This is a genomic window from Phyllobacterium sp. CL33Tsu (assembly GCF_900113985.1).
GTDB classification, from domain to species: domain Bacteria; phylum Pseudomonadota; class Alphaproteobacteria; order Rhizobiales; family Rhizobiaceae; genus Phyllobacterium; species Phyllobacterium pellucidum.
In genome coordinates, this window is sequence record NZ_FORJ01000007.1 from 123,201 (window position 1) to 149,477 (window position 26,277).

The window sequence follows — 26,277 nt, forward strand, 5'->3', positions numbered from 1 at the left end:
TCATGATAGGGCAGAAGACCATCATCGCCCCGTCCGTGCTCTCGGCGGATTTCGCCAGGCTCGGTGAAGAGGTGGAGGATGTCATTGCGGCCGGCGCGGACTGGGTGCACCTCGATGTCATGGACGGGCATTTCGTCCCCAATATCACTTTTGGTCCGCAGATCATCAAATCGATCCGCAACCGGACGAAAGCCACTTTCGATTGTCATCTGATGATTGCTCCGGCCGATCCCTATCTTGCCGCCTTCGCCGAAGCCGGCTGCGACATTATCACGGTCCATGCGGAAGCTGGACCACATCTTGATCGCTCGCTGCAGGCGATACGCAACCTTGGCAAGAAGGCCGGTGTCTCATTGAACCCCTCGACCCCGGAGAACGTCATAGAATATGTCCTCGACCGCCTCGACCTCGTCCTGCTGATGACCGTCAATCCCGGTTTTGGCGGACAGGCTTTCATTCCTTCGGTCATCGACAAGGTACGCAGGGTCAAATCCATGATTGGCAGGCGGCCGATCCATATCGAAATCGATGGCGGTGTCACACCGCAGACCGCGCCACTCGTAGCGGCGGCGGGCGCCGATGTGCTTGTCGCGGGTTCTGCGATATTCAAGGGAAATGGCAAGCTCGCCTATGCTGACAATATCGCAGCAATCCGTCATGCTGCCGACGCGGCAATGCACGCGCGGGCAGCTTGAACGGAGGCGAGGACAATGGCGGCGATCCCACCCGTATGCGATTTCGGCTGGAAGGCTATCGACTCCCGGCTCACCGGTATCGATGGCGAGACACATTCGATCCTGGCGCAGGCCGGTCGAAGGGGACTGGTGGTGGCTTTCATTTGCAACCATTGTCCTTACGTCAAAGCGGTGATCAAACGCATCGTGCGCGATGCCCGGGATCTCAAGGATTTCGGCATTGGTTTCGTCGCGGTCAATGCCAACGATGCGGCGGCCTATCCGGCCGACTCTTTCGAAAACATGCAACGCTTCGCCCGCGAGCATGACTTTCCATTCCACTATCTTCATGACGCCGATCAAACGGTGGCACGCTCCTATGGAGCGGTCTGTACGCCCGACTTTTTTGGGTTTAATTCTGCCGGGGAATTACAGTATCGCGGCCGCCTTGATGCATCGCGCAAGGAGGAAGGCGATACCGATCTTCGCCGCGATCTTTTCGAGGCCATGAAACAGGTCGCAAATTCAGGCCAGGGCCCGCGCGAACAGGTCGCTTCGATCGGTTGCTCGATCAAATGGCGCGAACCGGCATGAATGCGGGGGAACGCCGCCGCGTTCAGCGGCGGCATTGCGCTTATTTCGAATACTGCTTCAGGTAGGCTTCCAGATTGGCGATATCCGTATCATCCTTCAAACCGGCAAAGGCCATCTTGGTGCCTTTGACCTTGGCTTTCGGATCATGCAGGTAGTCTTTCAGGCTTGCCGGGTCCCAGACGAGACCACCCTTGCCAGCCTCGACCATGGCAGTCGAATAACTGAAGCCAGGATGCGTTCCGGCAGTCCTGCCGAACAGGCCGAACAATGAGGGCCCGACCTTGTTCTTGTCGCTATCGGCGACATGACATACCGCGCATTTCTTGAAGACCGTTGCACCTGCAGTGGCATCACCCTCCTGGGCCCGCGCTCCAACAGCTGACAACGAAACAATTGATAGACCGATAAGTAGGGCATTCTTGTATCGCATGGCATTTCCTCATTTTCGCCAAGGGTGCCCTGGACGAAGACTGGCACCAATTTCCATGCATTGGTGTCCACCATTTAGAACTCTTCCAGAGTTACCCGCCGTTCCTGAGAAGTCAATCGCTTACACCGAGAAATTGCGGGCCGATTTTTCCATGCTCGCCGTGATTGACGTTCGCATACGGGAACCGTAACCTGTTGCAATATTTCTCATTCGGGCACCTTGAGAAATCCGATCAGCGTGACTGAGTCTTTCTCGCGCCGGACGTGCGGCTGAGCGTAGGAAGACCTCGGCAGAAGGCGGGAGGTGCCGACAATGAATGTGATCGATCTCGTCCTGACAATATGCCTTGCGTCGAATCCTTCGAGTTGTCGGGAGGAGCGGCTGCATTTCGAAGACCGTGGTGGCCAGCTGAACTGCATGTTTCTCGCCCCTGCCGAGATCGCGAAATGGTCGGAGCTCCATCCCAAGCAGAAGGTAGTCCGCTGGAAGTGTGATTATCCGACAGATGAACGCTCGCTGTGAGGAGAGCGTCGTGATTCGCGTATGCATACGGGCATTTTTCAGTCTGGCAATTCTCCTTCTGGTTTACGAAGCGGGCATCACCGGCGCCTTGGCTGCCGAAACGGTACGGATCGGGGTTCTCAAGTTCGGCACGGTGAATTGGGAACTTGATACGATCAAGTTTCATAAATTCGATGAGAAGCACGGTATCGATCTCGATATCCGGTTCTTCGCGGGCGAAGATGCCACCAACGTGGCGATGATGGCCGGCGACGTGGATATCATCGTCAGCGACTGGTTATGGGTATCGCGCCAGCGATCGTCCGGCGAGGACCTGACATTCGTCCCGTACTCAAGTTCGGTGGGCGCCATCATGGTGCCAGCACAATCGCCCATTGAAAGCCTTGGAGACCTCAAGGGCAAGAAGCTCGGGGTGGCCGGTGGTCCCCTGGACAAGAGCTGGTTGCTGATCCAGGGTCTGGCGAAACAGCAGTACGCATTCGACCTTGCTGCTGAAAACGAGATTATTTACGGCGCGCCGCCCTTGCTGGCCGAAAAGGCGATGCAGGGCGAGCTCGATGCGGTCCTCAACTTCTGGAATTTCTCCGCGCGGCTCGAGGCAAACGGCTTCCGCCGTCTGCTGAGCGCGAATGATGCCGCGAAAGCGCTTGGCGCGTCCGGCACCACTTCGGCCATCGGTTACATCTTTCATGAAAAATGGGCGAAAGCGCATCCGCAGGCCCTTGCCGGCTTCATTGCGGCCAGCCGCGACGCCAAGGCATTGCTGGCAACCTCGGACGAGGATTGGCGGCGCCTCGCCCCCGTCGTGAAGGCCGAAGGTCGGGAACTTGACGTTTTGCGGGATCGCTACCGGGAGGGAATCCCCGACGATTCAGTCGAGGAACAGCAAGCGGATGCCACGAAGCTCTATTCTGTGCTTGCCGAACTCGGTGGGCCGCGGCTTGTGGGACCGGCCAAGACACTGGCGCCAGGCACGTTCTGGGGAGACGAATGAATGGGGCCGGCAAGCGCTGAATCCGACCGCATGCAACGGGGAAGGGCACCGGCAGATCGCAGCAAACTGACCTCGCCGATCATGATCGCACTATCTTTTGCCGTCCTTTTGGCCGCCTGGCATTTCGCTGCCGTTACATGGCCAAGCCGCTCCCTACCGGGTCCGTTGCCGGTCTTCCAGACTTTCCTGCGCGAAACGGCGAGCGGTGATTTGCCTTACCATCTTGGCATGACGCTTTGGCGCGTCGCGGCATCGTTCGTCCTCGCCATGGTCATAGGCTCGGTCATCGGTGTTTTCCTCGGCAGTTTCCGGCGCGCCGACCAATTCTTCAACCCGTGGCTCATACTGTTTCTCAACATTCCGGCGCTCGTCGTCATCGTCCTCGCCTATATCTGGTTCGGCCTCAACGAGGTGGCGGCGATCGGTGCCGTGGCCGTCAACAAGATCCCGAATGTGATCGTCACCATGCGCGAGGGCACGCGCGCGCTTGATCCGCGCTACGCCGAGATGGCAGCCGTCTATCGATTTGGACCCCTCGATCGGCTTCGCCATATTCTCCTGCCGCAATTGCAGCCTTACATCGCCGCTGCGTCGCGTTCGGGTATTGCCCTGATCTGGAAGATCGTACTCGTGGTCGAACTGCTCGGCCGATCGAACGGTGTGGGTTTCGAGATCAACCTCTTCTTCCAACTTTTCGACGTCGCGGCGATCCTGGCTTATGCGCTTGCCTTCGTCGCGGTCATGCTTTTCATCGAACTCCTCCTGGTACAGCCCCTTGAACGCTCATCAACTCGCTGGCGCCGCCGCGCGGCTTAAGGTCAACATCGAAGAGAAATCGTTCCGCACCTCGGACGGCGGAACGATCGAGGTGTTGCGCGACCTCAATTTCGAGGTGGGGGAGAATGAATTTGCCTGCGTGCTGGGACCCTCCGGATGCGGCAAGACGACAATGCTGCGCATCCTGCTCGGGCTCGACCGAGAGTTTCGCGGCTCCGTCCAGCTGCCTGGAAAGGTGGAGGCGCGCATGGGTGCCGTATTTCAGGAACCACTGCTTTTGCCCTGGCGGACCGTAGAACAGAACGTTCGGCTTGCCCTCCCGACGCACCTTCGCGACACCAGCCTGGACCAGCTTTTCGCAAGTCTTGGCCTCGCCAAGATGCGCGGCTTCTACCCTTCGGAGCTCTCACTCGGCCTTGCGCGCCGCGCAGCAATCGCCCGGGCATTGGCTATCGAGCCCGATATTCTCCTCCTCGACGAACCGTTTGTTTCCCTTGATGCCTCGACTGCCCAGCAATTGCGGCATCTCCTGCTTGGCGTCTGGTCGGACCGCCCGACGACGGCCTTGATGGTAACGCACAACCTGCAGGAGGCAATCATGCTTTCCGACCGCATTGTCGTCCTCTCGGACAGGCCGACCCACGTCCTTGGCACATTCGATATCCGGTTGCCCCGCAATTATCGCAACGAACAGGTCAATGCCGATCTGCTGCGAGCATTCCGGGAGAAATTCGCCGGCATAAGGACTGAACCATGATTCCGGCGCCAACCCGGCGAAGCATCATCAAGACAGGGATGCTCTTCGCCTGTTGCGGCATGATGCATTCTAGCTTCGCAGGGGCGCAGTCATCACTGACGGTCAGCGAGATTGCCCCCGGCGTTTTCGCTTTCAGGGGTGTTCCGGCCCTCATGCTGGCCGCTAACGAGGGAAAGATCTGCAATCTTGGCTTCATCGTCGGCAATGAGAGTGTTGCGGTCGTCGATAGCGGGGGAAGCACGGCCGAGGGAAGGGAACTCGTCGCTGCGATCCGCGCCGTGACCGACAAGCCGATCCGCTACCTGATCAACACCCACATGCATCCGGATCACATCTTCGGCAATGCCGCTTTTGCCGAGACGGGCGCGACAATTGTCGGGCACCATAACCTGCCGCGAGCCCTTGCCGCCCGCGGCGAATTCTATTTGCAGAGCTACCGCGATGCCATGGGCGCTGCGCTCATGGCAGACATCAGGATTATGCCGCCGACACAACTTGTCACCGACGTCGTTGAGATCGATCTTGGCGGGCGCAGACTGACACTTAAAGCGTGGAAACCTGCCCATACGGACAACGACCTGACGGTTTTCGATCAGCAAACCGCAACGTTCTTTACCGGCGATCTTTGCTTTCTCGGGCACCTGCCGACGATGGATGGATCCTTGCGCGGCTGGATGGCTCAACTCGACGCCTTGGCATCCATCAAGGCACAACGTGCAGTCCCGGGCCACGGCGACGTGCCGGCGAACTGGCCGCAGGCGCTCGACGCCGAGCGTCGCTATTTCGACGTGCTTGCCGCGGACATCCGCAAGGCAATTGCCGATGGGGTGCCAATGGCCAAGGCCGTCACGACCGCGGCCAGAAGCGAAAGAGATAATTGGCATCTCTTTGACGACTACAATGAACGCAATGCGACGGCAGCCTTCGCCGAACTCGAATGGGAATAACGGTGTTGTTTGCCAGAAAGTTCGGCGTGGTGGTATAATGGCACCTGGCCGGGCACCGCCAAAACTTGGTGGAGGCAAAGCATGACTTTTAATTTCACAGATCGGCGCAGCCGTTTTGCGATCGTTTTGTCGTTGGCATTTCTTGGCGGCTTGGCGCCGAACGCCATGGCGCAGAGCGCTTCAGGGCCGGAACCGACGACCTGGAACAGCCTCAAGGGCGACGTGTTCGGCGCGAAGCCGATCGAGCCAGCTGATGGCATCATCAGTATCGAGGCACCGAAACGCGCGGAAGATGCGGCGATCGTTCCGGTCGATCTGCGGTTCAAGACCGACGCCGCGTCAGGCAGGCTGAAAGCCGTTACCCTTATCGTCGATGAGAACCCGTCGCCCGTCGCCGCGGTCTTTCAATTCGGCAAGGATGCCGGCGTCACGCATCTCGCCACACGTTTGCGCGTCAACGCGTACTCTTATATCCGGGCGATTGCCGAGACCGAGGACGGCAAGCTGCACATGACAGAGACCTTCGTAAAGGCCTCAGGCGGCTGTTCGGCTCCAGCAATGAAGAACCAGGACGAAGCCTTGGCTTCGCTCGGCCAGATGAAGCTCAAGGTTTTTCCGTCGACGGCTGCGGGCACTGAGCCGATGACACGCGCCACGGAGATGCAGCTGATGATCCGGCATCCTAACAATTCCGGGCTCCAGATGGATCAGGTCACGCGCTATTACATTCCGCCGCATTTCATCGACGGGTTGACGATCACTCAGGGCGATCGCTTGATCATGTCCATGGTAGGCGGCATATCGATCTCGGAGGATCCCAACTTCCGCTTCGACTTCAATGCAAAGCCCGACGAAGACATCAAGGTCGATGCGGCTGACACGAAAGGCAAGAAGTTCCAGAACGAGTGGCCGATCCAGTCATCTACCCTTTGAGGATCAGAAGCAGCGCACGTCAGCCTCTGCCTGCGCCCGCTTCAACTCTGCGTTTGCAGCCTTGGCCGGCGCACTCTCACGGAACAGTGCGCCGTTCTCGCCAGGAACCAGTCCCATCTGCTTGAAGGTCTCAGCCGCCTCGTAGTGAGGATAGGTCACGACGGAGGCAATAACGTCAATGGAACACGAGCAGCGCTGCAGCATATCCCGGTTTTCGCCATTGGATTTCATGCACGCGTACACGTATTCTGCGACCGTCGCCGTGGGGTAGTCTGACGCAGCATTTGCCGGCAAAGTGAAGCCAGATATTGCAACTGCTAACAGGGCGAATTTGGCAACTCTGAACGCGGCCATGGCATTTCTCGCTTTCGTGGCGTTGAAATATACATTTTCCAAGTAGATAGCAAAAGATAACAACGATCTGCAAACATTTATGCCGGTTTTAAGTATCAAATTGTGTGACAGCCGCAAAAAGCAGAATATATGAATAAAATAGGCAGGTTACTGCAGTGCAATAGAAGTGTATTGCAATGCAGCAAATATAAATTGATAATCCTGCTTGCTTAATGCATTTGTTTCTCCTATCGTCGGTTTGTTTCCGGCTTCAAGGACGTTACCGTCAAGGGAGTGGTGACAGTCTTCGTAGGCCAAGCGGGGTGGGCAGTAACGGTGCCCTCTGCTCGCCTGGCTTAGGTCGTGACACGCTGCCGGAAATACTTCCCATTTGCGTGAGCTGATGGAGCGGAGTCGTCCTTTGAGATGGCGCCGTCCGATGGTTCATTAAAGTGAACTTAGGGAGGACTCAGAATGCGTGTACACAAACACTTCATTGGCATTGCACTCGCTACCACAGCCATGACGCTCTCGTTGGTGGGAGGAGCATTTGCCAATGATGATCTTCAGACCCTGTCTTCGGATGCCAAGAACTGGGCTATGCAGACGGGCGATTACGCCAACACTCGATACTCGAAACTGAAGAAGATCACCAAGGACAACGTCAAGAACCTCCAAGTCGCCTGGACGTTCTCGACCGGTGTACTGCGCGGCCATGAAGGCGGTCCGCTCGTAGTTGGCGATGTTATGTATGTCCATGCTCCTTACCCGAACACGGTCTATGCGCTCGATCTCAACAATGACGGCAGAATCCTGTGGCGGTACGAGCCAAGGCAGGATCCGAACGTCATTCCGATCATGTGCTGCGATACGGTCAATCGCGGCGTTGCCTATGGCGACGGCAAGATTTTCCTCTACCAGGCTGACACGACCCTCGTTGCTCTCGACGCCAAGACCGGCGCCGTTGCCTGGTCCGTCAAGAATGGTGAAGCAGCTGACGGCAGCAAGGGTGAATCCGGCACATCTGCGCCGGTTGTCATCAAGGACAAGGTTCTCGTCGGTGTTTCCGGCGGTGAATTCGGCGTCCGCGGTCACCTGACAGCCTATAATATCAAGGACGGCAAGCAGGCCTGGCGGGCCTATTCTATGGGATCCGACAAGGAGACCTTGATCGATCCGCAAAAGACGACAGCGCTCGGCAAGCCAGTCGGACCTGATTCTGGAACGAATACCTGGGAAGGCGATCAATGGAAGATCGGCGGCGGGACGACATGGGGCTGGTACTCATACGATCCGAAGCTGAACCTGATCTATTACGGCACGGGCAACCCATCGACCTGGAATCCTAACCAGCGCCCGGGTGACAACAAATGGTCCATGACCATCATGGCCCGCGATGCCGACACCGGCATGGCAAAATGGCTCTATCAGATGACCCCACACGATGAGTGGGACTATGACGGTGTCAATGAAATGATCTTGGCCGATGGCATCAAGATCGACGGCAAGGATCGCGATGTGCTCGTGCATTTCGATCGCAACGGCTTCGCCTATACGATGGATCGTGCAACCGGTGAGCTTCTGGTCGCAAAGAAATATGATCCGGCTGTCAACTGGGCCACTGAAGTCGACATGGACAAGAGCAGCAAGACCTATGGCCGTCCAAAGGTCGTAGACAAGTATTCGACCCAGGCTCAGGGTGAGGATACGAATACGACCGGTATCTGCCCGGCCGCTCTCGGTACGAAGGATCAGCAGCCTGCGGCCTATTCGCCGAAGACCAAGCTCTTCTATGTTCCGACGAACCATGTCTGCATGGACTACGAGCCCTACAAGGTCAGCTACACCGCTGGTCAGCCTTATGTGGGCGCCACGGTTTCCATGTATCCGGCTCCCAACAGCCACGGCGGCATGGGCAATTTCATTGCCTGGGATGCTGCCAAGGGTGAAATCGTCTGGTCCATTCCCGAGCAGTTCTCGGTTTGGTCAGGCGCCCTTGCCACGGATGGCGACGTCGTCTTCTACGGCACACTTGAAGGCTACCTGAAGGCGGTCGATAAGAACGGTAAGGAACTCTACAAGTTCAAGACACCTTCCGGGATCATCGGCAATGTCACCACCTACGAACATAAGGGCAAACAATATGTTGCCGTTCTGTCCGGTGTTGGTGGCTGGGCAGGCATCGGTCTCGCAGCCGGTCTGCTCGAAGCCAAGAATGCAGCTGCATGGCATGGCGCAGTCGATCAGGGCAGGGCCCAGGGCGACGAAACCAAGTCAGTCGGAACTGCAGGTCTCGGCGCCGTCGGCGGTTACGCCGGTTTGGCCGACTACACCACGTTGGGTGGTCAGCTGACCGTATTCACCGTTCCTGAATGACAGGAACGATGTCGGACACATTGCGAGCGTGCGCAGGCAGGCTCTGAACAATAGGGCCCGGTCCTTCCAGGCCGGGCCCTTCGTGTCTCAAATGCCGAAACATTGATCAATAACAACCGTGGGCCTGTATCGTGAGATGCTGACCGCGGATTGGAAAGAGGACTCCGGATGCCCATTCGAAAGACATTGCTTGCCGTCGCTGCCGGACTCGCCCTTCTGGCGAGCCAGGGCAGCACTTACGCCGACGACGCAGCGACCGCTGCAGTCGCATCCGACGCCAACGGCAAATATGCCGACAAAGAGGGAAATCCCACATACAAGATACAGGAAGATGGCACAGTCGACTGGTACACCTATAGCGGTTACCGGCGGTTCAACTCCGAGTGCCACGTCTGCCATGGCGCTGATGGCGCTGGTTCGTCCTTTGCCCCGGCCCTCGCAACTTCGCTGAAGTCCATCAACTACGCAGATTTCATGGCGATCGTTGCGGGTGGGCGCAAAAATCTCAGTGGTGGCAATGAGAAGGTCATGCCGGCCTTCGGCGACAACAAGAACGTCTACTGCTACATGGACGATCTTTATGTCTATCTGCGTGCGCGCGCTGTCGGCGACTTGCCGCGCGGTCGCCCGGCGAAGCACGAAAACAAACCCGATGCGGCCAAGGAGCAGGAAACATCCTGCATGGGTGGTTGATATGAATCTGCGCCTCCGCTCTCTTCCGCAATGGATTGCCGCATTATCATTGGCGGCATTCCTGGCATCGCCCTCTACGGCGTTGGCGCAGGGGGCGGGGCTCGGTGCGGCCGGTGAACTTGTCGATCCAGACGTTTTGCGGGTTTGCGCCGATCCCTCCGACATGCCGTTTTCCGACGAGAGCGGCAAAGGTTTTGAGAACAAGCTCGCGGAGCTCGTTGCGGCAAAGACCGGCCGCAAGTCGGTTGCCTATACCTGGTATCCGATGGCAACAGGTTTCGTTCGCAATACGTTGCGGGCGCATCGCTGCGATATCATCATGGGTTACGCCCAGGGCGATGAACTCGTCCAGAACACCAACGCCTATTATCGATCGACCTACGTTCTGATCTATAAGAAGGGCGCCGGGCTTGATGGCGTGGACAGCATCGAGGATCCGAAGCTTGCCAACAAGAAGATCGGAGTGGTTGCCGGTACGCCGCCATCGGTAAATCTCGCCAAGGCAGGCTATATGCGCAACGTTCATCCGTATCCGCTGATGGTCGATACGCGCCTCGCTCCGTCCATGGCCGAAGTCATGATCAAGGAACTCAAGAGCGGTGTCATCGATGTCGCCATTCTGTGGGGGCCAATGGCAGGCTACTATGCCAAGCAGATCGATCCCGATCTCGCCTTCGTGCCGCTCCTGAATGAGAAGTCGGGGCACATGGCATTCCGCATCACCATGGGCGTGCGCCCGTCCGACCAGGAGTGGAAACGGACCCTGAATAAGGTGATCAGGGAAAACCAGGCGGAGATCAACAAAATCCTGCTCGATTACCAGGTTCCGTTGATCGATGAGAACAATAAGCCGGTGACGCAATAGGATGACGGAGGACGCTTGAAATTGCAGTGCAACCGGCTTGTGGCGGCAGCCGTTCTGATAGTGGCAGGGACAGGCTTTGCACTTGCCGCAGGAACGGTTCCCGAGCCCGACGGTTACAGGACTGAAGCCTACAGGGCGCCGACGCCGGCGACGCTGAAGGGCGCAAAGGTGATCACGACCGACGAGGCGGTCGAACTATGGAAGAGCAAGGACGCTGTTTTCGTCGATGTTCTTCCCCATGATCCGAAGCCAGCAGAATTGCCGGCTGGCACGATCTGGAAGGAAAAGATTCGAGAGGACATTCCAGGAAGCATCTGGCTTCCAAATGTCGGATACGGGGTCATTAACAAGGAGACAGAGGCCTATTTTCGCAAGGGGCTCAAATCTCGTCTGGGTGATGACGTGAACAAGAAGGTGATTTTCTACTGTATGGAGAACTGCTGGATGTCGTGGAATGCAGCCAAAAGGGCGGTTGAATGGGGATACACTTCGGTGATCTGGTTTCCCCTCGGCACCGATGGATGGACCACTGCCAAGCAGGCCACACAAAGAAATGAACCCTACTGATTTCAATCCTGCGCCATTGTGGCGTATGATGCTGGAGAAAGATCGGGAATGATCTTTGATTTGAGAAGGAGGAAAGCATGAAGAAAACCTGGACAAAGCCAGTCATGTGCCAAGTTGCTGCCGGCATGGAACTTTCGCGTTACCTGCCAGCGGAACTGAAGGCCAAGAAATAAGCCACATACCTCTCGCCCCACGCACATATGGAGCGTGGGGCGGCCTTCTGGTTCAATCGTAAGCTGAAAGCACGTGCTAATGCCTTGCTGTTCGGCTGTGAGGATGCGTGCCTGCAATGCGTTTGAAGATAATTGGTTCAGCGGCAGGTGGCGGGTTTCCGCAATGGAATTGCAACTATCGATTGAGCCGAGGTGCCCGGAGCGGCGATATCAATCTTCGCCCCCGAACCCAGTCCGGCCTCATTGCCAGTGCAAACGGCACGGATTGGGTGGTATTTAATGCGTCTCCGGATATCCGTGAGCAGATTGCCGCGACACCCGAGCTCCAACCTGCTTCTGCAGGCCCGTTGCGGTCTACACCAATCCGCGCAGTCGTTCTGACCAACGCCGACGTCGACCATATTGCCGGGCTTCTCAGCCTGCGCGAACGCGAGCCATTTGCGATCTACGCCTCCCAGCGGATCCTGGAAGTTCTCGCAAGCAATTCCATTTTCAACGTGCTCGATCCAGCGATCGTCAAGCGGCGCGAGCTTCTGCTCGATGAGCCTACGAAAATCGCTGACGCCAGCGGCAAGCCCACCGGTCTCGTTGTCGAGGCATTTGCCGTTCCAGGCAAAGTGGCGCTATTTCTCGAAGATCCAAGTTTGGCCGCGCAGGGTTTCGGCACCGAGACGGGCGACACGATCGGCCTTCGTATCTCGTCGTCGCAGACGCCACATGCAGCATTTTACGTTCCGGGCTGTGCAGCCGTGGACGCCAATCTGAAGCGCCGCCTGTCGAATGCCGATTGCCTGCTCTTTGACGGAACGCTTTTCACCGATGACGAGATGATCACTGCAGGCGTCGGGTCCAAGACCGGCGCGCGGATGGGCCATGTGCACATTTCAGGGCCCTCCGGTTCGATCGATGCACTGAGCAATCTCGGGGTCAAGCGGCGGATCTATGTCCACATCAACAATACCAACCCGATCCTGGATGAAGCATCGGCGGAGCGCGCCGCGGTCGGGGAGGCGGGATGGGAAGTCGCCCATGACGGCATGGAGGTAAGGCTTTGAGCGATTTCAGCAATGCGGCGGGAAGCGGCCTTTCGCCGGCGGAACTTGAGAACGTTCTGCGCGAAGTGGGGGCGGTCCGCTATCACAATCGCCATCCCTATCATCACCAGATGACCAGCGGAGCGCTGACCAAGGCGCAGATGCAGGCCTGGGCGCTCAATCGCTACTGTTATCAGTCGGTGATTCCGCGCAAGGATGCCATGATCATCGCACGCGCCGAGGACCCGGAATTCCGCGCCGAGTGGCGCAAGCGGATCGAAGACCATGACGGAAGTGATGGCTGGAACGGCGGAATTGCCCGGTGGCTGAAACTCGCAACGGGGCTAGGCCTCGATGCTGACGCCGTCAAAAGCGAGAAGCTGGCGCTGCCTGCGACGCGCTTTGCAGTCGGCGCCTATCTCTCGTTCTGCACCAACCGCACGCTGCTCGAGGCGGTGGCATCGTCGCTCACCGAACTCTTCTCGCCGGTCATAATCGGCGAGCGCGTTCCGGCGATGCTGGCGAAATACGATTATGTTACGCCGGAGATTCTGGCCTATTTCGACAAACGTCCGACCCAGGCATCGCGCGATTCCGACTTTGCCCTTGCCTATGTCATTAAACATGCAGACACGGCCGAGAAGCAGCAGGCGGTTATCGATGCGCTGGTTTTCAAGTGCGACGTCCTTTGGGCGATGCTCGATGCGCTGGCGCATGCCTATGGCGAAGCGGGCCACGTTCCGCCAGGCGCCTTCGATCCGGAGAGAACATGATCGAAACCGCCCGTGCCCGTTCGCTCGTGTCGATGCAATCGAAACCGATCCTGAAGCGGCATGTCCGTCTGCAATATGATAGAGTGCGTGAAGCATGGGCCCTCCTGTCGCCAGAGCGCGTGTTCTGGCCCAATGAGGTCAGTCTTGATATCTTGCGTCTATGCGATGGGCGGCAGACCGTGGCTGAAATGATTGCCTCGCTCGGCGACCAATATGGAGCGGACGAAGCGGAAATTGCGCCGGATGTGACCGGCTTTCTGCAAGAATGGTCCGACAAATTTCTGGTGACGTTATGACGGAACCTGTCTTACCCCCGATCGGCATGCTGGCGGAATTGACGCATCGCTGCCCGCTGCAATGCGCCTATTGTTCCAACCCCGTTGAATTGCTCAAGGCCAATCGCGAGATGGACACGCAGGGCTGGGTCTCGCTCTTTGAACAGGCGGCCGATCTCGGTGTGCTGCAGGTGCATCTTTCGGGCGGCGAGCCGACCTTGCGCGCTGACCTCGTTGACCTCATCGCGTGCCTTGCGCGGCGCGGCGTCTATACGAACCTTATCACAGCGGGTGTCGGCATTGCTGAGGGCCGCATCGAGTCCTTTGCTGAAGCGGGACTTGATCATGTCCAGCTGAGTTTCCAGGGAGCGTTCGCAGCGACGACGGAAAAGATCGGCAATGCGCGCGGCGCTCACGAAAAGAAACTGGAGACGGCGCGACGCATTCGCGCCGCCGGCCTGCCGCTGACCATCAATGCGCCGATCCATCGGCACAATATGGAAGAGGTGCCCGACTTCGTCGATCTCGCACTCTCACTTGGTGCCGAGCGGCTCGAAATCGCCAATGTGCAATATGCGGGCTGGGCCTTGCTCAACCGCAATGCGCTGATGCCGGAGCGGGAAGCCGTCGAACGCCAGGTCGAGGTGGTCGAGGCAGCGCAGGAGCGGTTGCGGGGCATCATGGCCATCGATTTTGTCACACCCGATTACTTTGCCATCTATCCAAAGCCCTGCATGGGCGGATGGGCCCGCGACGCCTTCATGGTAGCCCCTGACGGCACTGTGCTTCCCTGCCACGCCGCCGCTACCATCAAAACCCTGAATTTCGAACGCTTCGGCGATTGGACTCTGAGCCGCATCTGGCATGAATCCTCCGCTTTCAATGCTTTCCGTGGTACCGATTGGATGCAGGAGCCATGCCGGAGCTGCGAGCGGCGCGAGATCGATTGGGGGGGCTGCCGCTGCCAGGCGCTGGCCATTGCCGGCGATGCCGCCGCCACCGATCCAGCCTGCATCAAATCCCCGCTGCACGCGCGCATGGGCGCGCTCATCAACGAAGCGGCCGGAGCCAGTACTTCGGCGAATGGCGCCGAAACATTCACCTATCGGCGGATTGGGCGGGTCACGGAGCCTACGGCTTGACCAGCGACTGGCTGATCGTCTTCGCCAAACCGTAGAGGCGCTGCTCGATGATCGTCGGAACCTCACAGACATAGGTCAGGGATTGCACGCGCTCGTCGAAGATGCGCGTCTCCCATTTCAGACGCTCGTCCTGCCGGTCCAGTTCTTCCGGATCCGCATCGGGCTTGGCGCGCATGGCATCGACAAGGGCGGCTTCCTTACGCAGGTCTTCCGCCATGTCGCGCTGGCGCATGGCGTAGCGTGAAATACCGGTCATCACCTGTTGGCGCTCGCGGCTGAGCGTGTCGAAGACCCCCTGAAAAACCTGAAAGAGCTTGTCGTTGGCCTGGTCTTTGGGAAGTCCGGCGGCAAATTCCGTTATCTGTTTCTGTGCGGCGTCGAGCGGGTTACGGCGGGCAGCAATCTCGCTGACCAGATCATCGATCTTGGGATCGTTGCCCCAGTCGCTGGCTGTTTCGGGAATTTGCGGTCCGTTCCAGACCTGCCCGACCGAAATTTCCGGCACTTTGCGCTGGATGCAGGGCCAGTCCGGATCGTTGCTCGCCGCCGCATAACCGGGAAGCGTAGCAAAAAAGGGAAGAAGCGTTGCCGAAATCAGGGCAATAGCGCGCGCTTGTCTCACGTATTTCCTCCCTCCTGCTTGCGAATGGTGAGACCCCTCGAAGGGTCGTAGGCAATGATGGCGCCGGTCATGAAGGCAAGCGTAAAGCCGCATACGACGGCAAGCGAGGTCCATTCGACCTGACCATAGAAGGCAAACCGGATCAATTCCACGGCATAGGTAAACGGATTGAGCTGGCAGATTTTGTAAAGCAGCGGGCTTGCCTCCTGCACGCGCCACAGCGGGTAGAGCGCCGACGAGGCGAAATACATCGGGAAGATCACGAAGTTCATGATCCCGGCGAAGTTTTCGAGCTGCTTCACCACCGAAGAGAGCAGCATGCCAAGCGCGCCGAGCATCATGCCGGCAAGGAAGAGGGCGGGGAGGGTCAGGAGATAGCCAATGGGCGGCGCTTTGACACCCCAGAACCATGCAATGAAAAGGAAGGCATGGACCTGGGTGATCGAAACGGCGACGCCGGCCAGGAGCTTCGCAACCAGCAGGAACCAGCGCGGGAATGGGCTGACGAGGAGCGTGCGCATGTTTCCCATCTCGCGGTCATAGACCATGGACAAGGATGATTGCATGCCGCTGAACAAAAGGATCATGCCGCACAGGCCGGGGGTGATATAGACCTCATAGAGCACATAGGTCTGATAGGGCGGGATGATAGAGACACCGAGGACCTGGCGAAAGCCAGCCGCGAAAATGAAGAGCCAAAGCAGGGGCCTAACCAGCGAGGAAATGAACCGCTCGCGCTGGTTGAGATAGCGGAGGCCCTCACGGATAAGAATGCCCTTGAGGCAAACAAGATATTGCATCAGGCCGAAGCGTTTGCGCGCCGAGGACCGGGGAAGCGGTACGTTTCCGGCAATGTCCGTCATGGTTTCAGCCCTGGGGTTAACGCCACGATGCCCGTAAGCCGCGAAAATGCTTCGTTGATCGTCTCGGCGCCCGCGCGTTTGATGACGTCGTGCACGGGGCCATTGGCGACGAGCTTGCCCCGATCGAGCACGATCACTTGGTCGGCATGGCTGACCTCGTCGATGAGATGGGTCGCCCAAAGTACGCTGATGCCCTCGTTCTGGACGAGCTTGCGGATGTCGGAAAGGATCGTTGCGCGCGACTTGATGTCGAGCCCGACCGTCGCTTCGTCGAGCAGCAGCAGCGACGGCTGGTGCAAAAGCGCGCGTATGATTTCGACGCGGCGAATCTGCCCGCCGGAAAGGCTGCGCGCCTTCTCGTGCAGGCGGTCGCTCATGTCTATCGACATCAAGAGCTCATTGATGCGCTGGTTTGCCTGCCGCGACCCAATGCCGTGGAGCGAGGCGTGGTAGGCCAGGTTCTGGTGTACGGAAAGGTCGAGATCAAGCGTTCGCGCCTGGAAAACAATTCCCAGGCGCCGTAGCGCGTCGCCGGACTTGCGGTTTATATCGTGCCCGAAGACATGAATATTCCCTTGCCGCGTGGCAAAGAGGTGGCTGATCAATGAGAACAGCGTCGTCTTGCCCGCTCCATTCAAACCCAAAAGAACGGCAAAACGTGCGGGCGCAATCGAGAATGATATGTCATCCAGCGCTTGTCGTTTGCCATAGGCGTAACTCACCGAAGTCAATTGCAATGCGGGAACGTCTGCTTCCGGCAAAGTCCTGCCTTCGATATTTCTCAGTCCGGCATTTGTACCCATTGAGCTCCACCCTGGTACCGTATGCGGTATCACTTATTTGACGGTAATCTTACCCTTCATTCCCTTGTCGGCAAGGTCGGGAACCGACCATGTGTATTCGCCCGGGCGAACCGCGGTGAATTGAACATTGATCGTGCCGGGTGAATCGAATTCGAGCCAGGCGGGCGCCCCGTTCATGTGCACCTCGAGCTCGTTGATGACGATCTGATTCATCCAGACGTTGCGGAAAAGGTCGGTAAAGAACTTGTATTCGAAACCGGCGGCCGAGGTGATCTTCCAGCGGTAGCCTTGTCCGGCGACAAGCTCGAAATCCTTCTGGTTTACGGCGAAGTCGTCGGTCTTGGAGCCAAGAATGAGTTCCGGGAGGTTCTTGCTCGCACGCGTGACCGCCGGTGCCTTGGTTTGTGCTTCGGCCTTCGGCTTCGGTGCCGCCTGATCGTCGTCGTCATCATCGGCCTGTGCAAATGCCGTTTGGGCGGCCACAATGCTCAGGAATGTCGCGAGGGCGACCGTCTTGAAATTTCTCATACTTTTCCTCCCTTGATATGCGTCATTCATTGGTCAGTTCGGCGCCACCACGACACCCCAGGGCAGTTGCCCGACGGTAACGGACTTTATCGGCTCGTCCGTGGCCGTATCGATGAAGGTGATGTCATTCGAAAGCCCGTTGGTGCTGATGATGTTCTTGCCGTCCGGTGTGAAGGCGAGCTGCCATACGCGTTGCCCGACGAGGATGTATTTCTCCACCTCGTAGGTCTCGGCATTGACGACCGCGACGCGGTTGGCCGGTCCGAGAGCGACATAGGCTTTCTTGCCGTCAGCGGTGATGCGAATGCCGACGGGCTGGATCTGTTCCGACCGCAGCCCCTGGATCTCGAACGTGATCTTGTGGGTCACTTCGCGCTTGGCGTTGTCGATAACCGACACGGTGCCGCCGACTTCGGCTGACACCCAGACCTCGGAGCCGTCAGGTTTGAACTGGGCAAAGCGCGGGCGGGAGTCGACAAGGACATTATCGGTGATTTCGTGAGTGTCGGTATTGATGAAATGCGCCATGTTGGTCGTTTCCGACGTGTTGACGATGGTCTTGCCGTCAGGGCTGACACCCATGCCTTCCGGCTCAACCCCGACCGGTATCTCGGCGATGACATTCTTGCTCTCGATATCGATGACGGTGACGAGATTGTCGTCTTCATTGGCAATGTAGAGCTTCTTGCCGTCCGGCGAGAGCACGAAAAGTTCGGGATCAGGACCGGAGGGAAGCGATCCTACGATCTCGCCGGAGGCGGTATCGATGATCTCCACCGTATCGTCGTCGCTGGCGCAGACGTAGACGAATTTACCGTCCTGCGAGATGGTAATTCCCCGCGGCCTCTGTCCGACTTCGAGCGTCTTGACGACTTCCATTGATTTCGAATCGACGACGGTGACCGTGTTGTCTTTCTCGTTCGACACGTAGACCATATTCGCAAGGCTTGGGCCCGCAAGAAATGGCAGAGCCGCAGTCGCGGCGAGCAGGCGTAAGGTCCGTCGCATTCAGTCCTCCCAGTATTTCTAGTTCAGTTTACACTTGGTCTCCGGCCTGTCGACGCCGAGCGTATCCAGCTCGGAGAATTGATGCAGGAAGCCCTCCTGCGGCGAAGTCGACACCACCCCGTGGCCATCGCCGATCAGAACAGGTTGGCGCAACTGCCAATTCCAATTGCGGAAGGTCAGCTTCTGGCCCTTGAACGCGGCAATCGAGAAACCGTCCGACTTGATGTAGTCCTCGACCTGCTTCGGATCATTGCCTTTCGTCCGTGTGACCGCCTCGCCGACAATGCGGACCGCAGTCCATGCCTGCATGTCCTTTGAAAGCATCCGGCGACCAGTCGCCTTGGCGAAACGGTTCTGGATTTGCGATCCGCCCCATTGTTCGCTGGCGGGATGCCAGCTCGAAGCCACAAGCCCCGCCGTGCCTGCAACTGGACGCGGCGTCCAGGTCCGATAGGGCACATAGCTGCCGAAGACCTCGCTTTCGTCGGCGACGATCACGACGTCATGTTCGGGCAGGTTCTGGGTGAATACCGGCATCTGCTTTTGTACCTGGATGACGCCTGTGTCAGTGCGGCGTGCGGTGCCCTTGTCCTCGTAAAGCCGCTCTTCGACGATGGTCGCGCCGAAACGCGTGGCGGCGCGCCTCATCGCATCGGCGTAAAGCTTGTCGCCGTCGTGGGAGCCATAAAGCAGCACCCATTTGCGCCATTGTTTCCAGACAAGATATTGCGCGAGGCCGTCAGCCAGCATCGAGCGGGTGGGCGCCGTATGGAAGACATTCGAACGGCATTCCTCTTCCCGAAGCGAATCGTCGGTGGCCCCGACATTGAAGAGGATCGCGCCATTTTCCTTGGCAAGATCGGCGATCGAAAGCAGTTGCTTGGCTGAAATGTCGGCGAGGATAAGGCGATCGCCCCGCGCCAGCATTTCCTTGAAAACGGGCACGATGTCGGCCTGCGGCTTGGCTTCCGTTACATCGAGAATAAAGGATTGGCCGAGAAATTTGCCGGTCGTATTGTTGTCGTTAATGGCAACGTTTGCGCCGGCCACGCCCTCGTCGCGCGGCGGAATATCGAGTACGGAGAGCGCAAGTTGCGGCTCATAGGCGCGCAGATAACCGATGCGTACATCAAGCGCAGGTTTTGCAGATTTGTCGGGTTGTGTAGCTTGTGCGTTTAGGGAAGGGACGTTGACGAAGAGCAAAAAAAAGCCGAATAAAAACACGAGAGTGTTTGGCACCGTACTCTTCATGATCATACCATTCCGTTTTGCCGCCATTCGCGTCATGGCGGTCGCTTAAGAACAGAGGTGCCCAGAGTGTTTTTAAACAAGCCCGCCGAAATCTCAACCCACCGTGTCAGCTTTTCTCACGCGTTGGTTGATGTGATGTTCATTCTGTCGGGAGCGCGCCAATGACGCAGATGCTGGCCAGCGTAAGGGATCGCCAGGAAGCGGAAATCGTCTTTCTGAACGGCGCCGATATCATCGATCTGAAGGATCCGGCAAATGGTGCCCTGGGCGCGGTGGAACTATCCAAGCTATTGGAAGTAAAGGATTATATTGCCGGACGCCGACCGCTCAGCGCTGCCTGTGGCGATCTGCCGATGCACCCTGACACAATCCGCAGCAAGGTCGAGGAAATTGCGGCGGCCGGGATCGATTATCTCAAGGTTGGGTTCTTCCCGAACGCGCAGCTCGATGCCTGCATCGAGGTACTGAAGCCGCTCGCAACGCACGGAAAATTGATTGCCGTTCTCTTCGCGGATCATGTGGCGGAATATGATGAAAACCTTGTCGAGAAGCTGGCCGCTGCAGGGTTTCATGGCGTTATGATCGATACCGCGGACAAGGCTTCGGGCCGGCTGCTCGACCACATGACGCCCGACCAGATCGGCCATTTCATCAAGGAGTGCCATTCGCACGAATTGATGTGCGGCGTTGCGGGATCGCTCGAGGCGCCGGACGTTCCGCGGCTCCTTGCCTTCAAGCCCGATTTTCTCGGATTTCGCGGGGCGCTGTGCGCGGGGCTCAGCCGTAATTCGCCTGTTGACGCGCAGGCGACAGCGAAGATACGTGGCCTTATTCCGGAGACGGAGGGGCGGCGCGCGCCTCCGGGTGTCGACTACAAGCTGCTCGCCGCCCGCGCCTACTTTCCCGATCCCGCAGAAGCCGGCCTCGGGACCGACAAGATCTTCGTCCGGGATTTCGTCGTTCCCGTGCAGATCGGCGCCTATAGTTTCGAACACGGCAAGAGCCAGAAGGTCCGCTTCGATGTTACTGCGGATGTGCTCCGCGTGACGCGCAATCCCGAGGACATGCGCCATGTCGTTTCCTACGACCTCATAATGGACGGCATCCGGGCGATCGTTGCGCAGGGCCATGTCGAGCTCGCCGAGACATTGGCGGAACAGGTGGCGGCGCTGGTTCTGGAGAATCCACGCGTGACCCGTGTTGTCGTCCGGGCGGAGAAACTGGAACTCGGGCCAGGCGGCGTCGGCGTCGAGATCGAGCGCAAGAACGACATGCGAAATTCGGCCAAGTCGAGACAGGGCAAAGCCGAGCAGGTGCATGTGCATGGAGGCAGGAAGGGCGGCGCGACCTCATGAAACCGCTTGTCGTGAAGCTCGGCGGGAGCACGGCGGGAAAGGCGGAAATGCAGCACTGGATCGACGCTCTGGCGAGCTCGACCTTTCCGCTCGTAATCGTCCCCGGCGGTGGCCCCTTTGCGGACCAGGTGCGGCTTGCGCAAAAGCGGTTCGGCATTTCGGATGACGCTGCTCACGCCATGGCGATCCTCTCCATGGATCAGTTCGGCATGATGCTTGCCGAGCGCCATGACAGGCTTCGCCTTGCCCGAACTGTCGGCGAGATAGGTGACGTGCTGGTGGCGGAACGTATTCCTGTCTGGCTGCCTTCGACCATGACGATCGACGCCGCCGATGTCGAGCGCTCTTGGAATGTGACGTCCGATTCGCTGAGCGCTTGGCTCGCAGAAAAACTCGGGGCCAAAGCGCTGCTTCTCATCAAACAGACGGACGAATACCTGCATTGCGCATCGCTTTCCGCCCTTGCTGACGCCGCTATTGTCGATCCGCTGCTGGACAAGATGCTTGCCCCCGACATTGATCTTTATATTGCCGGTCCGCAGACACTCGACGCGTTGAAATTACCCTTGGCAACGATCCCCGGACACCCGATCATGCGTTGCAATATTGCTGAAGCCATGAGTGCTCAATGACACAACTTCATACGCCGCGCTGGGCCTGGGCCCTTACCGGCTCGGGCCACTTCTTCATCGAAAGCTTCGAGTTGATCCGTACGCTCGAACACTGCGATATATTCGTATCCAAAGCGGCGAATGAGGTCCTGCGCATGTATGGCCTGAAGCTCGATTTCCCCGATACGATGCGCGTTCTCCACGACAAGACGGCCAGTTCCATCCCGATCGGAGGGTTTTACCACGGCGTTTATCATACGGCAGTGATTGCACCGGCTACCTCGAACACGGTGGCGAAATGCGTCGCTGGCATATCGGACTCCTTGCCCACCAATGTTTACGCGCAGGCCGGCAAGTGCCGCGTGCCGTCGATCGTCTTTGCCTGCGACACCGCGCCGGAACTTGAAACCATGGCGCCGGGCGGCATGGTCAAGGTCTATCCCCGGCCCATCGACCTGGAAAACACCGAGCGCCTGAAGGCCTATCCACGCACCAAGGTCGTGGAATCACTTTCCGAACTGCAGGGGCTCATCGCACAGCGGCATAATGAGATCGCCAGCGATGGCTGAGCGCCTGCTATTCCTGACCGGGCACCTGGCGCGGTCGCGGCTGGAGCGGGTTCTCGCCGACCTCGGGGAAACGACTTTTTCCTATGAGATCGTCGATATCGGCGTGAAGGTCGCGGCCTTAATGACCGAGGAGATCATTTCGCGCCGTTTGAAGTCGCCGTTGACTGCAGACCGCGTGATCCTGCCCGGGCGCTACCGTGGTGATCTTGCGCGGCTTAGCGACAGGTTCGGTGTGGCTTTCGTGCGCGGTCCGGATGAGGTGGCCGACCTTCCCGCCTTCCTTGGGCGGGCCGGTAAGCCCGTCGATCTTTCGCGCCATGACATGAGGATTTTTGCCGAGATCGTCGACGCATCGGCGTTGGGCATCGAGGCGCTGGTTCGGCGTGCAATGACGCTCAGCGCCGCTGGCGCCGATGTAATCGATCTCGGTTGCCTGCCGGAAACACCGTTTCCGCATCTCGCCGAGGCCGTTCGCAGCCTCAAGGCAATGGGCCTCAAGGTCAGCGTTGATTCCGCCAATATCAAGGAGCTGGAGGAGGGGGCCGCAGCTGGCGCCGACTATCTCCTCAGCCTGACCGAGGAGACCTTTTGGCTTGCCGAAAAATATCGTGCGACGCCCATCCTCATCCCCGCGGCTGCCGGCGATCTCGATTCACTCGGCCGTGCGATTTCAGCGGCGCAGACGGCCGGTATATCCTTCATCGCCGATCCGGTCCTCGATCCCATCCACTTCGGCTTTGCGGCCTCGATTGGCCGTTTCATCGAAGCGCGGAAACGCTGGCCGGACATTCCCATGATGATGGGCACAGGCAATCTCACCGAACTCACCGACGCCGACTCTTCAGGGGTTACGGCGGTCCTCGCCGGACTTTGTTCCGAGCTCTCGATCCAAAATGTGCTCGTCGTCAACGTCAGTCCACACACGGTGCGCACTGTTGAGGAGCATGACCGCGCCCGCCGCATCATGTTCGCTGCGAAGGAGGATCACGCCTTGCCGCGTGGTTACGATGCCGGATTGTTGCAGGTGCATGATCGCAAACCCTATCCGCACAGTATTCAGGATATCGATACGCTTGCCGCTGACGTTCGCGATGCGAATTTCCGCATCATGACTGCGCCGGACGGCGTCCATGTTTTCAACGGTAAGGCCCACCGGACGGCACAGGACGTATTCGAACTTTTCCCTGGTCTCGGCGTTGAGGCTGATGGCGCTCACGCCTTCTATCTCGGCGCGGAACTGACCAAAGCGGAAATCGCCTGGAAGCTCGGCAAGCGTTATGCGCAGGACGAGCCGCTCGCATGGGGCGCTGCTGCGCCTGAGAAACAAGAGGACCGCACGAGGCTGGCCGAGGCTGGACATACGTTGCGGACAAAAAAGGATGTGGCGCCATGACCTACATCAGGGAAACGATCGTAACGACCGTGGACAATCAAGGCGCGGTGCATATCGCTCCGCTCGGCATTATCCAGCAGGACGACAAATGGATCATTGCGCCGTTCCGGCCGTCAAAGACGCTGGAAAACCTCGCTGCAGTGCCCTATGCAATCGCCAACTACACGGACGATATGCTGGTTTTTGCCGGATGCCTGACCGGGCGCAAAGACTGGCCCACTGTCGCCGTCAAGGGTTGCAAAGTTCCCCGTCTCCAATCGGCGCTCAGCCACTCGGTTCTGAAGGTTGTTTCGGTCAATGATGACGGCCTTCGACCCCAGCATCTTTGCGAGATCGTGTCGGAAGAGACGCACGCTCCGTTTACCGGGCTCAACCGCGCCAAGGCAGCCATCCTCGAACTCGCGATTCTCGTCAGCCGATTACACATGCTGCCACCTGAAAAGATCGAGGCCGAGATAAAATATCTATCGATAGCCATGGAGAAAACGGCCGGCCCTGACGAGCAACAGGCCTGGTCATGGCTGATGCAAAGAGTGAAGGACCATCGCGATGCCCGCGATGCGAAAGGCAAGGATGCCATCCATCATGAGCATCATCACGGCTGATAGGGAGCTTCAGTTCCTTTAAGATGCATTGAGCCCAAAAGTGCGACCGCAGCAGCCGGCGCCGCCTTGCTCGCATCATCGCGCGCAGCATCGGTTGCCGGGATAAGCGATCCGAAATCGAGAAAGGGGCGTTCAAGTCGCGCTGCAAGACGCTTGATCTGCGGCCGGCCAATGCCCGCACCGACGATAGGTGCCGCATAATTCGACCCTATGCGCCGCGCAACGCGGAAGGCGCCGTCATGGATCATGCGCAGCTGATGCTCGCTGAACCACCGCGCGATATCCACCCACTCGTCGTATTCCAGATCGGCACTGTCGCGCCCGACCATGCGTGCGAGACGCGCCATAGAGCCGGCGACAGACTTTGCCTGGCGATCGGCCGATGGATATTTGTCGTCGGCTTCATCCAGCGTGCCGAGAATGCGGCCGAGATCGGCGGTGTTGGCGAAATACTCGTTCATCAGGGGTGTCATGCGGCCTTGCACCGGTACCAGCGCCGCGATGCCGATAAGCGCCGAACGGGCAAATCCGGTGTAGACCAGTTCCCCTGTCAAAAGCCGCTCAGCATCGGTATAGCCGTCGTTCGCGATCTCGCCGGCCTTGAAGGCAAGTATGTCGGTGGTGGTCGAACCCATATCGACGAAAAGCCCGCTGTCCAGGAGCTTGGCGCTTAAACTTGCCGTCGCGTGCCAATTTGCAGACGCAATGTCGCTTCCAAGCCCGCGCGCCGTCGTGACATCGCAAAATCCCGCCCGTCCCGCATAGATCAGCGTGTCATCGCTACCGAATTCGGCCTCAATAAGATCGAGCAGGCCGGCGATCCCTGCGTCGCGCGACGCAAAGGTGTCGGAAAGTTCGCCGGTCATAGTGAAGACATTGAGGTTGCCCGCTTCGCGCAAAGGCCCCATTTCACGCAGCGCTGCGCGCAATTGGTCGATGCCGAGCCATAGGGGGGTCTTTACAATCTGCGCGGAGACGATCTCACCGCCCAGGCATTTCGCCTGTTTCAGGTGTGCACCGCCAAGATCCCAACCGGTTACGAGGGGCTTTCTTTCATTGGCAAATCGCGGTTTCATGGCACTCTCATCACTTGGATTCGACCCTGTGCATATCATTCCGGTAATCGACATAAAAGACGGCCGCGTGGTGCGGGCGCATCTCGGCGATCGTGCCAATTATCGCCCCATCGAGACCCCGCTGAGCCCGACGGCCGAGATAGGCGATGTCGCACGGGGCCTTAACTCGCTCTATCCGTTTCCACTTGTCTACGTCGCCGATCTCGACGCAATCGAAGGCCGCCATCCGCCACTTCACCTCGTGTCGCAACTGCAGGACGCGCTCGCGTCCTCGGCCATCTGGCTAGATGCCGGATTCTCTGCTCAAGAAGAGGTTGAACAAGCACTGTCGCTCAAGGGAATTGTTCCGGTCATTGGCTCCGAGTCCCAGCGCGATTTGGCGCTTCTCAAGATGCCCGGCATCATTCTATCCCTAGATTTTCGCGGCAACGCATTTCTTGGACCAGAGGGGATCCTCGCGGATGCCCAAACCTGGCCGTCGAATATCATCGTGATGACCCTTGGCAGTATTGGCGCGAACGCGGGTCCGAACTTCAGTTGGCTAGCTGACATAAAGCGGCGTGCCGACAATCGATCGGTCATCGCCGCCGGCGGTATCCGCGATGCCAACGACCTTCACCAGCTCGCCGCCATGGGCATCGAGGGCGCACTTGTAGCGACGTCGCTTCACAATGGTGCTCTCGCCTCAGAGGCGATCGCATCTTTCATGCACAAGGTGTGAAAAGGCGCAGAGC

General features: G+C 58.5%; 32 protein-coding genes. 23 read left to right on the forward strand and 9 right to left on the reverse strand.

The genetic code is table 11. From position 1 onward, the window contains the following. Positions 1-5: 5 nt before the first annotated feature. On the forward strand, positions 6-695 hold the full coding sequence (gene rpe, locus BM074_RS20240; RefSeq protein ID WP_091924891.1) for a ribulose-phosphate 3-epimerase: 690 nt from the start codon (positions 6-8) through the stop codon (positions 693-695). 15 nt (positions 696-710) lie between these two features. Then, a complete protein-coding gene (locus BM074_RS20245; protein ID WP_091924704.1) occupies positions 711-1,268 on the forward strand; it encodes a thioredoxin family protein in 558 nt (185 codons plus the stop codon). 40 nt (positions 1,269-1,308) lie between these two features. On the opposite strand, the gene BM074_RS20250 is transcribed toward BM074_RS20245, so the two are convergent. Further along, a complete protein-coding gene (locus tag BM074_RS20250) occupies positions 1,309-1,698 on the reverse strand; it encodes a c-type cytochrome (RefSeq protein WP_091924707.1) in 390 nt (129 codons plus the stop codon). Positions 1,699-2,010: 312 nt separating this feature from the next. On the opposite strand from BM074_RS20250, the gene BM074_RS20255 reads away from it, so the two are divergent. The 6 genes from BM074_RS20255 to BM074_RS20280 all read left to right on the forward strand — a co-directional run bounded on the left by BM074_RS20255 (position 2,011) and on the right by BM074_RS20280 (position 6,628). Further along, the gene (locus BM074_RS20255) at positions 2,011-2,220 is read left to right on the forward strand and encodes a hypothetical protein (RefSeq protein ID WP_027232902.1); all 210 of its coding nucleotides are present in this window, start codon (positions 2,011-2,013) and stop codon (positions 2,218-2,220) included. Positions 2,221-2,269: 49 nt separating this feature from the next. Further along, complete coding sequence (locus BM074_RS20260; RefSeq protein ID WP_244533018.1) at positions 2,270-3,214, forward strand: ABC transporter substrate-binding protein; 945 nt, start codon at positions 2,270-2,272, stop codon at positions 3,212-3,214. Between the two features lie 81 nt (positions 3,215-3,295). Beyond that, positions 3,296-4,030 carry an ABC transporter permease gene (locus tag BM074_RS20265; RefSeq protein ID WP_027232901.1) on the forward strand — a complete coding sequence of 245 codons (735 nt, stop codon included), beginning with the start codon at positions 3,296-3,298 and terminating at the stop codon, positions 4,028-4,030. Further along, positions 3,990-4,748, forward strand: coding sequence for an ABC transporter ATP-binding protein (locus tag BM074_RS20270; protein ID WP_244532991.1), 759 nt, complete (start codon positions 3,990-3,992; stop codon positions 4,746-4,748). The genes BM074_RS20265 and BM074_RS20270 overlap by 41 nt, the downstream gene beginning before the upstream one ends. Before the next feature lie 59 nt (positions 4,749-4,807). Continuing rightward, positions 4,808-5,695 carry a quinoprotein relay system zinc metallohydrolase 2 gene (locus BM074_RS20275; RefSeq protein ID WP_244533020.1) on the forward strand — a complete coding sequence of 296 codons (888 nt, stop codon included), beginning with the start codon at positions 4,808-4,810 and terminating at the stop codon, positions 5,693-5,695. An 81-nt stretch (positions 5,696-5,776) separates the two neighbouring features. Next, on the forward strand, positions 5,777-6,628 hold the full coding sequence (locus BM074_RS20280; RefSeq protein WP_051615265.1) for a quinoprotein dehydrogenase-associated SoxYZ-like carrier: 852 nt from the start codon (positions 5,777-5,779) through the stop codon (positions 6,626-6,628). 3 nt (positions 6,629-6,631) lie between these two features. On the opposite strand, the gene BM074_RS23125 is transcribed toward BM074_RS20280, so the two are convergent. Beyond that, complete coding sequence (locus BM074_RS23125) at positions 6,632-6,859, reverse strand: hypothetical protein (protein ID WP_091924893.1); 228 nt, start codon at positions 6,857-6,859, stop codon at positions 6,632-6,634. 624 nt (positions 6,860-7,483) lie between these two features. Between BM074_RS23125 and BM074_RS20290 the strand changes: the two genes are divergently transcribed. The 9 genes from BM074_RS20290 (at position 7,484) to pqqE (ending at position 14,859) form a co-directional block, all read left to right on the forward strand. Beyond that, entirely contained in the window at positions 7,484-9,337 is a 1,854-nt protein-coding gene (locus BM074_RS20290; protein WP_162737164.1) for a methanol/ethanol family PQQ-dependent dehydrogenase, read from the forward strand. A 168-nt stretch (positions 9,338-9,505) separates the two neighbouring features. Beyond that, positions 9,506-10,030, forward strand: a complete 525-nt coding sequence (locus tag BM074_RS20295; RefSeq protein WP_051615263.1) for a c-type cytochrome, methanol metabolism-related — start codon at positions 9,506-9,508, stop codon at positions 10,028-10,030. A 1-nt stretch (position 10,031) separates the two neighbouring features. Further along, on the forward strand, positions 10,032-10,895 hold the full coding sequence (locus BM074_RS20300) for a substrate-binding domain-containing protein (protein WP_027232894.1): 864 nt from the start codon (positions 10,032-10,034) through the stop codon (positions 10,893-10,895). 15 nt (positions 10,896-10,910) lie between these two features. Then, complete coding sequence (locus BM074_RS20305) at positions 10,911-11,462, forward strand: PQQ-dependent catabolism-associated CXXCW motif protein (RefSeq protein WP_244532993.1); 552 nt, start codon at positions 10,911-10,913, stop codon at positions 11,460-11,462. Positions 11,463-11,539: 77 nt separating this feature from the next. Further along, positions 11,540-11,635 carry a pyrroloquinoline quinone precursor peptide PqqA gene (locus BM074_RS22840; RefSeq protein WP_113280421.1) on the forward strand — a complete coding sequence of 32 codons (96 nt, stop codon included), beginning with the start codon at positions 11,540-11,542 and terminating at the stop codon, positions 11,633-11,635. A 116-nt stretch (positions 11,636-11,751) separates the two neighbouring features. Next, positions 11,752-12,690 (forward strand): pyrroloquinoline quinone biosynthesis protein PqqB, encoded by a 939-nt coding sequence (pqqB, locus tag BM074_RS20310; RefSeq protein ID WP_091924727.1) that lies wholly within the window; start codon positions 11,752-11,754, stop codon positions 12,688-12,690. Further along, positions 12,687-13,442 (forward strand): pyrroloquinoline-quinone synthase PqqC, encoded by a 756-nt coding sequence (gene pqqC, locus BM074_RS20315; RefSeq protein ID WP_091924730.1) that lies wholly within the window; start codon positions 12,687-12,689, stop codon positions 13,440-13,442. Before pqqB ends, pqqC begins: the two co-directional genes overlap by 4 nt. After that, positions 13,439-13,738 carry a pyrroloquinoline quinone biosynthesis peptide chaperone PqqD gene (gene pqqD, locus BM074_RS20320; protein WP_027232890.1) on the forward strand — a complete coding sequence of 100 codons (300 nt, stop codon included), beginning with the start codon at positions 13,439-13,441 and terminating at the stop codon, positions 13,736-13,738. Before pqqC ends, pqqD begins: the two co-directional genes overlap by 4 nt. After that, positions 13,735-14,859, forward strand: coding sequence for a pyrroloquinoline quinone biosynthesis protein PqqE (gene pqqE / locus BM074_RS20325; protein WP_091924732.1), 1,125 nt, complete (start codon positions 13,735-13,737; stop codon positions 14,857-14,859). Before pqqD ends, pqqE begins: the two co-directional genes overlap by 4 nt. Here the strand turns inward: pqqE and BM074_RS20330 are convergent. The 6 genes from BM074_RS20330 to BM074_RS20355 are packed head-to-tail and all read right to left on the reverse strand — an operon-like array spanning position 14,849 to position 19,922. Beyond that, entirely contained in the window at positions 14,849-15,481 is a 633-nt protein-coding gene (locus BM074_RS20330) for a hypothetical protein (protein ID WP_175499081.1), read from the reverse strand. The two genes, pqqE and BM074_RS20330, sit on opposite strands and share 11 nt — an antisense overlap. Next, positions 15,478-16,281, reverse strand: coding sequence for an ABC transporter permease (locus BM074_RS20335; RefSeq protein WP_244533022.1), 804 nt, complete (start codon positions 16,279-16,281; stop codon positions 15,478-15,480). Before BM074_RS20335 ends, BM074_RS20330 begins: the two co-directional genes overlap by 4 nt. 59 nt (positions 16,282-16,340) lie before the next feature. Further along, entirely contained in the window at positions 16,341-17,147 is an 807-nt protein-coding gene (locus BM074_RS20340; protein ID WP_091924737.1) for an ATP-binding cassette domain-containing protein, read from the reverse strand. 33 nt (positions 17,148-17,180) lie between these two features. Then, positions 17,181-17,675, reverse strand: a complete 495-nt coding sequence (locus tag BM074_RS20345; RefSeq protein ID WP_027232886.1) for a cupredoxin domain-containing protein — start codon at positions 17,673-17,675, stop codon at positions 17,181-17,183. A 33-nt stretch (positions 17,676-17,708) separates the two neighbouring features. Next, positions 17,709-18,683 carry a YVTN family beta-propeller repeat protein gene (locus tag BM074_RS20350; RefSeq protein WP_091924740.1) on the reverse strand — a complete coding sequence of 325 codons (975 nt, stop codon included), beginning with the start codon at positions 18,681-18,683 and terminating at the stop codon, positions 17,709-17,711. Between the two features lie 18 nt (positions 18,684-18,701). Then, entirely contained in the window at positions 18,702-19,922 is a 1,221-nt protein-coding gene (locus tag BM074_RS20355; RefSeq protein ID WP_244532995.1) for an ABC transporter substrate-binding protein, read from the reverse strand. Positions 19,923-20,095: 173 nt separating this feature from the next. Between BM074_RS20355 and BM074_RS20360 the strand changes: the two genes are divergently transcribed. Genes BM074_RS20360 through BM074_RS20380 form a run of 5 tightly spaced genes read left to right on the forward strand, consistent with a single transcriptional unit; the run spans position 20,096 to position 24,467 of the window. Beyond that, entirely contained in the window at positions 20,096-21,289 is a 1,194-nt protein-coding gene (locus tag BM074_RS20360; protein ID WP_091924741.1) for a (5-formylfuran-3-yl)methyl phosphate synthase, read from the forward strand. Then, positions 21,286-21,921, forward strand: coding sequence for an amino acid kinase family protein (locus tag BM074_RS20365; RefSeq protein WP_091924744.1), 636 nt, complete (start codon positions 21,286-21,288; stop codon positions 21,919-21,921). The genes BM074_RS20360 and BM074_RS20365 overlap by 4 nt, the downstream gene beginning before the upstream one ends. Continuing rightward, positions 21,918-22,469: a flavoprotein gene (locus BM074_RS20370; RefSeq protein ID WP_091924747.1), complete on the forward strand. Its 552-nt coding sequence runs from the start codon at positions 21,918-21,920 to the stop codon at positions 22,467-22,469. The genes BM074_RS20365 and BM074_RS20370 overlap by 4 nt, the downstream gene beginning before the upstream one ends. Then, entirely contained in the window at positions 22,462-23,862 is a 1,401-nt protein-coding gene (locus BM074_RS20375; protein ID WP_091924750.1) for a DUF6513 domain-containing protein, read from the forward strand. Before BM074_RS20370 ends, BM074_RS20375 begins: the two co-directional genes overlap by 8 nt. Next, a complete protein-coding gene (locus BM074_RS20380) occupies positions 23,859-24,467 on the forward strand; it encodes a DUF447 domain-containing protein (protein WP_091924753.1) in 609 nt (202 codons plus the stop codon). Before BM074_RS20375 ends, BM074_RS20380 begins: the two co-directional genes overlap by 4 nt. Here the strand turns inward: BM074_RS20380 and BM074_RS20385 are convergent. Continuing rightward, on the reverse strand, positions 24,458-25,543 hold the full coding sequence (locus tag BM074_RS20385; RefSeq protein ID WP_091924756.1) for a hydantoinase/oxoprolinase family protein: 1,086 nt from the start codon (positions 25,541-25,543) through the stop codon (positions 24,458-24,460). The two genes, BM074_RS20380 and BM074_RS20385, sit on opposite strands and share 10 nt — an antisense overlap. Here BM074_RS20385 and BM074_RS20390 point away from each other — a divergent pair. Further along, positions 25,542-26,264 (forward strand): HisA/HisF-related TIM barrel protein, encoded by a 723-nt coding sequence (locus tag BM074_RS20390; RefSeq protein ID WP_244533001.1) that lies wholly within the window; start codon positions 25,542-25,544, stop codon positions 26,262-26,264. The two genes, BM074_RS20385 and BM074_RS20390, sit on opposite strands and share 2 nt — an antisense overlap. Positions 26,265-26,277: the final 13 nt, after the last annotated feature.